The 8455-nt window shown below is 32.4% G+C and carries 4 protein-coding genes; all 4 read left to right on the top strand.

Features of this window, described 5'->3' with window-relative positions; all coding sequences use genetic code 11:
* Positions 1–213 precede the first annotated feature (213 nt).
* Positions 214–3327 (top strand): hypothetical protein, encoded by a 3114-nt coding sequence (locus PKN74_RS07355; RefSeq protein ID WP_472310093.1) that lies wholly within the window; start codon positions 214–216, stop codon positions 3325–3327.
* Positions 3328–3343: 16 nt separating this feature from the next.
* Positions 3344–4798, top strand: a complete 1455-nt coding sequence (locus PKN74_RS07350) for a rhamnulokinase (protein WP_472310091.1) — start codon at positions 3344–3346, stop codon at positions 4796–4798.
* A gap of 680 nt (positions 4799–5478) precedes the next feature.
* Positions 5479–7059, top strand: coding sequence for a hypothetical protein (locus PKN74_RS07345; protein ID WP_472310089.1), 1581 nt, complete (start codon positions 5479–5481; stop codon positions 7057–7059).
* An 89-nt stretch (positions 7060–7148) separates the two neighbouring features.
* On the top strand, positions 7149–7997 hold the full coding sequence (locus PKN74_RS07340; RefSeq protein ID WP_472310087.1) for an InlB B-repeat-containing protein: 849 nt from the start codon (positions 7149–7151) through the stop codon (positions 7995–7997).
* The last annotated feature ends 458 nt before the right edge of the window (positions 7998–8455 follow it).

Raw genomic sequence — 8455 nt, 5'->3', positions numbered from 1 at the left:
GCCAGAAGAAATATCTGTCGAAAATAGAATGGTTCGTTGTTGGTTGTATGAGTGATGAAATACAATACAACACATGGTGGGTAGTCAAAATAAGATGAAAGTAGTAAAATATTAACAAACTAGAGGTTTTTTTCGACTGTTCTGACTGTTAAAGAGGAAAAGAACATTTACTTAGGATATTAAGCTGGTAGGTAAGATGAAAGGAGACTAAAGATGTTGTATCCAAAGAATGCAAGAGACTTATCACAAGAGTTATTTAAAAACCCAACAAGTGAATATAGAGGAGCACCTTTTTGGGCTTGGAACTCGAAGTTAAACGAGGATGATTTGCTTGAACAAATAGATAACTTTAAGATCATGGGAATAGGCGGATTTCATATTCATTCACGGACAGGTTTAGCTATCGATTATTTAAGCGATGAATTTATGGATTTAGTTAAGTTATGTAATGAAAAAGCCAAAGAAGAAAATATGTTATGCTGGTTGTATGATGAAGACAGGTGGCCTTCTGGTTTTGCAGGAGGTTATGTAACAAAAGATTACAAGTACAGGCAGCGTTTCATTATTTTTACTCCCTTTTGGTACGATGATTCTGAAACAGTTGCAGACCATTTGCGAGCAAATGGAAGAGTAGTACAAGGCAAAAAAAGAAAGTTGCTAGCTAGATATGAAATTATCTTGGAAAATGGTTACCTAGCCTGTTACAAAAGGCTAAAAGATGATGAAAAATCAAAAGATAATTCGAAAATATGGTATGCATACCTTGAAATAGCTGCAGATGATCCTTGGTTTAATAACCAAGCTTACGTAGATACTCTTAATAAAAAGGCTATAGAAAAGTTCGTAGAGATAACTCATGAAAAATATTTTCAAGAACTAGGAGAAGATTTTGGCAAATCTATTCCTGCAATTTTTACTGATGAACCACAATTTATAAAAATAGATTATCTACAATTTTCTGAAGATAAAAGTGAGATAATTATTCCTTTCACAGACGATTTTGAAGAAAGTTATTTTAACACCTACAATCAAAGTATATTAGATCATTTGCCAGAATTGATTTGGGAGTTACCAAACGGTCAAATTTCCCTAGTGAGGTATAGGTATCACGATCATCTAACCGAAAGATTTGTTGAAGCTTTTGCTGATACTATAGGAGAATGGTGTGAAAAACATGGAATCTTACTAACCGGTCATTTAATGGAAGAACCGACATTAGAATCTCAAACAGCATGTGTTGGTGAAGCAATGAGGTCTTATAGATCTTTTCATCTTCCAGGAATAGATATGTTGTGTGATAGAAGAGAGTTTTCAACAGCAAAACAAGCTCAAAGTGCTGCTCATCAATACGCAAGAGAAGGCGTTTTAAGTGAATTATACGGAGTTACAAATTGGGATTTTGATTTTAGAGGATACAAACTAGCTGGAGATTGGCAGGCTGCTTTAGGAGTTACAGTCAGGGTACACCATCTTACTTGGCTGTCAATGGAAGGGGAAGCAAAAAGAGACTATCCTCCAAGCATTGGATATCAAATTCCTTGGTACAAAGAATATTCTTTGATTGAAGACCATTTTGCACGATTGAACACTGCTTTAACTCGGGGAACACCAGAAGTAAAGGTAGGAGTCATACACCCTATTGAATCTTATTGGCTTTATTGGGGACCTAAAGATAAGACTGCTATTAAAAGAGAAGAATTAGAAAACAATTTTAGAAATATTACTGAATGGTTACTATTTGGGCTAATTGATTTTGACTTTATATCGGAATCGTTGCTGCCCTCACTATCGGAAATTAAGGAAAATAAAACCTTTCAAGTTGGAGCAATGAATTATGATGTCATAATAGTACCTGGATGTGAAACATTAAGATCTACCACATTAGATAGATTAGAAGCTTTTCAAAAGGCGGGGGGAAAGATTGTATTTTTGGGTGAGCTGCCTCGATTTGTTGATGCAGTTGAATCAAATAGAGCAAAAAAACTTGCAGAAAAGTCAACAGTTATTCCGTTTTCAAAAGGTAAATTAATGCAAGAATTGAATCAATACAGAAACATAGAAATAATCAAACAAGATGGATCTCCATCTGATAATCTGTTTTATCAAATGAGAAAAGAAGGGAAAAATAAATGGTTGTTCATTTCTCATGTGTATAAAATGAAGAATCCAGATATAGCAGAAAAAGAAAGCATAAAAATTATTGTAAAAGGGGAATGGAACCCAGTAATATATGACACAATTAATGGAAGTATCAAAGAAACTGAACCAAAAATAATAAACGGTGAAACTATTGTTGATTATGAATTTTATCCCCATGATAGTTTGCTATTAAAACTTGAATCAAGTAATTTTAAAGAAAGTGAAAAGAAGAAAGAAAACCTATCGATTGTAGAGAAAGAAACAAAAGAAATAAGATTAGAAGATCCAGTAAATTATTCTCTTTCAGAACCAAATGTTCTATTACTTGATATGGCAGAATATTCATTTGATGATGGAGACTGGCAACAGGTAGACGAGATACTTCGAATAGATAATAAGTTTAGAGAACTCTTAAATTACCCATTACGTATGAACAAATTAGCTCAACCTTGGACAAATAAAAAAGAGGAACCTTTTGAACATGCATTGAAGCTTAAGTTTAGTATAGAATCGGATATAGAATTGAAAAATCCGTGTTTAGCCTTAGAAAACGTTGAAAACACAAAAATATTTGTGAATAAGAAACATGTAGAACCAGAAGTTGTAGGTTGGTTTGTAGATAAAAGTATTAAGAAAGTCAAGATCCCAAACCTTCGCCCAGGAACTTCAGAGATAATTTTAGAAATTCCGTTTAATTCAAAAACTAACGTAGAATGGTGCTACCTTCTTGGAGATTTTGGTGTGAAGGTTAGCGGTAAACACAAAAAGATTGTTGAACCCCAAAAAGAACTCACTTTCGGAAATTGGGTTAACCAAGGTCTTCCTTTTTATGCAGGCAATGTAACTTATCATTGCATAGTGGAGTGCGATGGAGGAGATTTAATAATTGAGGTACCACAATTTAGAAACCCTTTATTATCTGTTAGGGTTGATGGTCAAGAAAAAGGAAAGATAGCCTTTGCTCCATACGTACTAGAATTAGGCAAAGTAGGTAAAGGAAAACATACTATAGATATAACAGCGTATGGTAACAGAATAAACTCATTTGGGACGGTTCATAATTGCAATGACGCATATTTTTGGTTTGGACCAGATGCTTGGAGAACCACAGGAAACCAATGGTCATATGAATACAGACTTAAACCAATGGGTATTCTTGTTTCTCCAAGAATTTATCTGAAACAATAACAAAAAGGTGATTTAGTTGAAATATTTTAACTTAGCTGTTGATCTAGGTGCCTCAGGAGGCAAGGTTTTTGCAGGAACTCTACAAAACGATAAACTTGTTTTGCAAGAGATTAATCGTTTTCCTAACAATGGGGTAGAAATAAATAGTGTCTCTTTTTGGGACATTCTATACCTCTACAACAACATACTTGACAGCATAAATATTGCTCAAAACAAGGGTCTTGAAGTACTTTCTTTGGGAATAGATAGCTGGGGTGTCGATTTTGGGTTACTGAACAAAAATGGATTTTTGATAAACAATCCTATTCACTACAGAAATATGTTTAAAACCAACGTTATGCAAGAAGCTATTGAAAAAGTAGGTAAACAATGGATATATGAACATTCTCCAACCCAATTCCAACCCTTCAATACACTTTATCAGATATTAGCTTACAAAAAATATGCGCCAGATTTCTTAGAGATTTCTAAAGATTTACTGACCATCCCTTCTTTGTTCAATTATTTTTTAACAGGAGAGAAAGCTATAGACTTTACTATGGCCACCACCACCCAGATATATAACCATAGAAAGAGAAGTTGGGATGAAGAGATAATAAAAAGATTTGAAATTCCAGATATACTACCAAAAATACTTCCTGCAGGAACAAAGATTGGAAAGATAAAAAAAGGGATTATAAACAAAAATTCAGAAATAGAAGTCGTCTTACCAGCAAGTCACGATACAGGATCGGCATTTGCTGCAATTTCATCTGATCCGAAAGACACCCTGTTTATAAGTTTAGGAACATGGTGTCTGACAGGTGCCATAGTAGATGAAGTTCCTATTAGCAAAGAACTTATGGAAAACAATCTAGCTGCTGAAGGATGCTTAGACGGCTCTTATAGAATATTGGCAAACATAACTGGGATGTGGTTAATTCAAGGCATCATAAAAAGTCTTAATCTTCCTGACAGCAATGATACATATGATAAAATCACAAAAATGGCAAAAGAAGCAAAACCATTCACTTCATACATTAATGTAGATGATGCATCCTTACAAAATCCAGATGATATGATAAAAGCAATAAAAGAACAGTCAATTAAGGACAGTAATGTAGAACTGGAAGACACTTCGGAGGTTATAAGGACTGCTTTAGAAGGGATTGCATTTAGAGTGAATGAGACTAAAGAAAAGTTGGAAAAAATATTAAAAATTAATTTTAAAAGGGTACATGCTGTAGGTGGAGGGACAAGGAATAAATTGCTGTGCCAGTTTATAGCCGATGCAACTGGCGTGGAAGTAATTACAGGACCTATCGAAGGAACGGCGGTAGGGAATTTAGTATCACAGTTGTATGCGCTCGGAATAGTAAAAAATTTTCAAGAAGTAAGAGACTTAATTAAAAGATCATTTGAATTTCAAACATACGAGCCAGAGAATACTGAATTATGGAAAGAAGCGTTTAGAAAATTAAGAAAGAAATAAGTAACTTAAAAATGTTTAAACAATTTGTTTTTTAATTCAACAAAGTTCTATTTTTCATTTTTTAAGAAATAATTTATTTTAATTTGTTCTTGGTGATTAGTAAAATAGGCGTTAGTGAAAATATTATTACAAAAAATAAACCTATTTACTTCTGAAGTTAAAAGATAGTAAACATAGATTTTTAATTAGTTTAATATAACTACTAGAAATTAAGAAAATAATTCATATTTCTAATTATTTGCTTCTAAACGTAAATAAAATTAGTTGATCGCATAAACTTATGTTTGACACAAAAAAATTGTTTTTGTATAATAAAAATAACATGGATGTAGTAATTTCTTAATTGCTGCTAATTTTAGTGAGGAACTTATTGTAAAAAATATTATAACTAAGATATTTCTGTATTTCATTTCTACAAATATTCAAAAATAATGTTTAATTACGACTAAATTTATATTACTCCTTATTGATTTCTTACAAAATCAAATTAACTATTCGTATAAACAATGTGGTTAAACCTTTCGATTATTAAATTCCACTATAAAAATTATTTGCATGTATAAATGTCTATGGAATTGCTGAGTCAAAATATTTTGCTAATATTGTTAATTTTATTTTCTTGTTATGTTATTCATGAAAACACTTTTCTTTAAAAGAAAAAAACTATGGGGGTGAAAACTGTGAGTAAAAAAGTTGGGTATATTATCTTAACCATCTTTATGATAGTTGCCTTCAAGCAACTTACTTTTGCAACCGTACCTTTACAAATTGGGGGATCTGTCTTTACTGAGATAAGATACACTCCGGAAGATCTTTGGAATGGTGGAGCGGGCTTAGCTCTTTGGTCTAATCTTGAAACAAAAGGTGGAAAAATTAATCTTGACATAATTTGGAGTGATAGTTTTGGTTCAGGTGATTTTATATGGTTTACGAAATCTTCTGATCCAAAATTTTCATTTAAAATTAACTCTGTAACTTTAACAGCCGAAGGTCCCCTCCTATTTTCTCCTAAAACAAGTGCTAGGGTAAAAATGGGAGATATAGGGATTGATTATTCTCCGTGGATAGGAACTTTGACAGAAGATCATTGGCGAAAAAATAATTTAGAGAAAGGAGATAATCACTCTCGAGGAATTTCTGTTGAAGAACTTAAAATAAGTTTAGCAGAGAATATCTTTACAGAACCTATAAGTTTAAATGCATTTAATTCATGGTTTGGAAGTCCGGAGAAATTTTCTTATGGTTTTAAAATAGAAAGCGAGATAATAAATAAGTTTGATACTTCCATAAGTTTTATGCGTTACAATGATCGCCCTATTGTACCAAAAGAAGAAGACAGTAAATATAAAAAGTATGGCGATCCTAAAGATTGGGAATATGGAGTAGAACTTAATGTAGGAGGTGACATTACAGATAATATAGACGTTGATGTGTTAACAGGTTATTGGTCTCGTATGGATAAGACATCTCAAGATGAAAAAGTTTCAGCCCTCTATAATAGACTGAAATTAGGATGGGATGTAGAAAAAATTGGAGATTTTGATTTTGAATTGTATAGTTTTGGAAAAGATTTTAATCCTAGGTTTTATGAAAGGGATTATGATGACAGTCGACTCAATGAAGTTGAACAATATCTTGAAAGGATAGGAACTGGAGTTAAACTTTCTACTAAATTAAGTGAAAATGTTATAGACATAGTGGATTTATCTTTGGGAACGGATTTTCATAATCTAGCAAAGGATACTGATGAGCTATTATACAACGAAAGTTGGATTAGAACAGATAAAACATTTGGTTCTAACGAAGTAAACCTAAAGGTAGGAGTTAGAAGCGCTTTTGAATTAGCTAAAGGTATAAAGTACCATTCATATCACGAATACAATGATTTATTAGTAAATGGAAGATTAAAATACAATATCATTGATAGCAACAATAGTCTTATAGGAACTAGGATTTTAGCCCAATATTCAAATGCAGAAAAATCTTTTGTTTTGGATGGCAACGTGAATACAGAGGCTAGAACCGGATTGTTTCAAAATTTCAACGTGTATGCGGGACTTCAGCATAAGTTTGCTAAAGAAGCCGAAACAACAAATGGACTTCAAACTTATGGGGGATTTGAATACAAAACACCATCCGGGATTCAACTAACAGGAAGATTTGCTACTGAAAATGTGGAAAGGTTAGAATTTGATGAATTTAAAGATATCTCAGACAAAACGAAAAGTTATTTCAGTGTGAAGATCGTTGTTTATTTTTAACGATTTTTAAAAGAAACTAACTATAAACAAGGGTATTTTTACTATAATCATAAATTAGTAAAAATATCAAAAAGTAAGGAGGGATTAAAGTGAGTAAGAAAAAGTGGACTATTTTGACGATTATAACTGTGTTGGTTTTAGCTTTAGTGGGTTGTGCCACTGTTGAAACCCGCAATTATACTCTAAAAGTTGAGGTAAGTCCAGGTGGTTCTGTGAAAGTGGGAGATGAAGAGGTAGGGCCAGAAGAAACTCAAGAATTTGAAATTGAAGTCAACACAGAAGTTGTTCTTGAAGTAGTTCCAGATGACGGCTATGTATTTGATGAATGGGTAGGGGCTAATAAAGGCGATGTAATAAAACTTACAGGAGAAGAAAACAAATACAAAATCAAGATGAACGGCGACAAAGAGATTAAAGCAGTCTTTAAAGAAGTTGAAGAGGAAGTAGAAACTGAACCTTTACCTGAGTTACCTGAGGGAGCCGAGATAATTTTTGAACCAAGTTCTGATGAGCCGGGCTGGGAAAAAGATGGAATGACAAAAAATGCCAATGTTGAATTAGAGTTTGATGAACAGAAAAATGCCGTGAAAGTGACTTATGAAATGCAGGCTAATGGAGAAGTTGCTGTTAGTTATGAAAGTTGGCAAGCTAATCCACCTAAAGCAAAATTTTATTTGGAGATTTTTGTAGATGAAGAAGCAAGTTTCAAATGGTTTAGAGCTTTTATGCAAACAAAAACAAGTGAAGACGACTATCCAATGTATCCAAGTGAGGGGCCATATGTTGACAGGGAAAAAAGAAATGAATGGCAAACTTTAGAAATTGATATGACAAGTGTTGGCGAAGATGAACAGATATACAAATGGGGCTTTCAATTAGGAGCAGATGAAGGGGATACTGGTACATTTTGGGTGGGAAGAATTTACTACCTAGAATGAAGATTGATCGTTAAGTTTTTCTTTAATTTTTAACTTTACTTTTATGAAAGCTGGTTATTTTAACCGGCTTTCAATTTTCATTTTAGGTTGACATGTTTTTAATATATTTTGTAAAACTTAGATATGTATAATACTTATTATCAATTTAAATTTTTATGTAAAATTGTAGATATTTTATAATATAATTAACAAGGCAGTACGTAATTAAAGATATCTCTGTTTTAATCAATCAAAACTGTTTTCTTATATAAACAAAAAATTTAGGAATGCTAGAAGAATTATTCTTAATATTATCGAATTTTCTTAAAGAATGTAACTAAATTTTGCATATTTTCAGGAAATCATGTTAATCATTCGTGAGTAAAGAAAATTTCTAGATATTTTTCAACAATGATGGGGGGTTGGAAATGTACAAAAAAATAACCATATGTATTTCGACAGTTTTATTAATCATTGCG

It is taken from the genome of Defluviitoga sp., assembly GCF_035349255.1.
In the GTDB taxonomy this organism is placed as follows: Bacteria; Thermotogota; Thermotogae; order Petrotogales; family Petrotogaceae; genus Defluviitoga.
The sequence above is the reverse complement of the archived record's forward strand: the minus strand, read 5'-3'. Positions and strand labels throughout refer to the sequence as shown.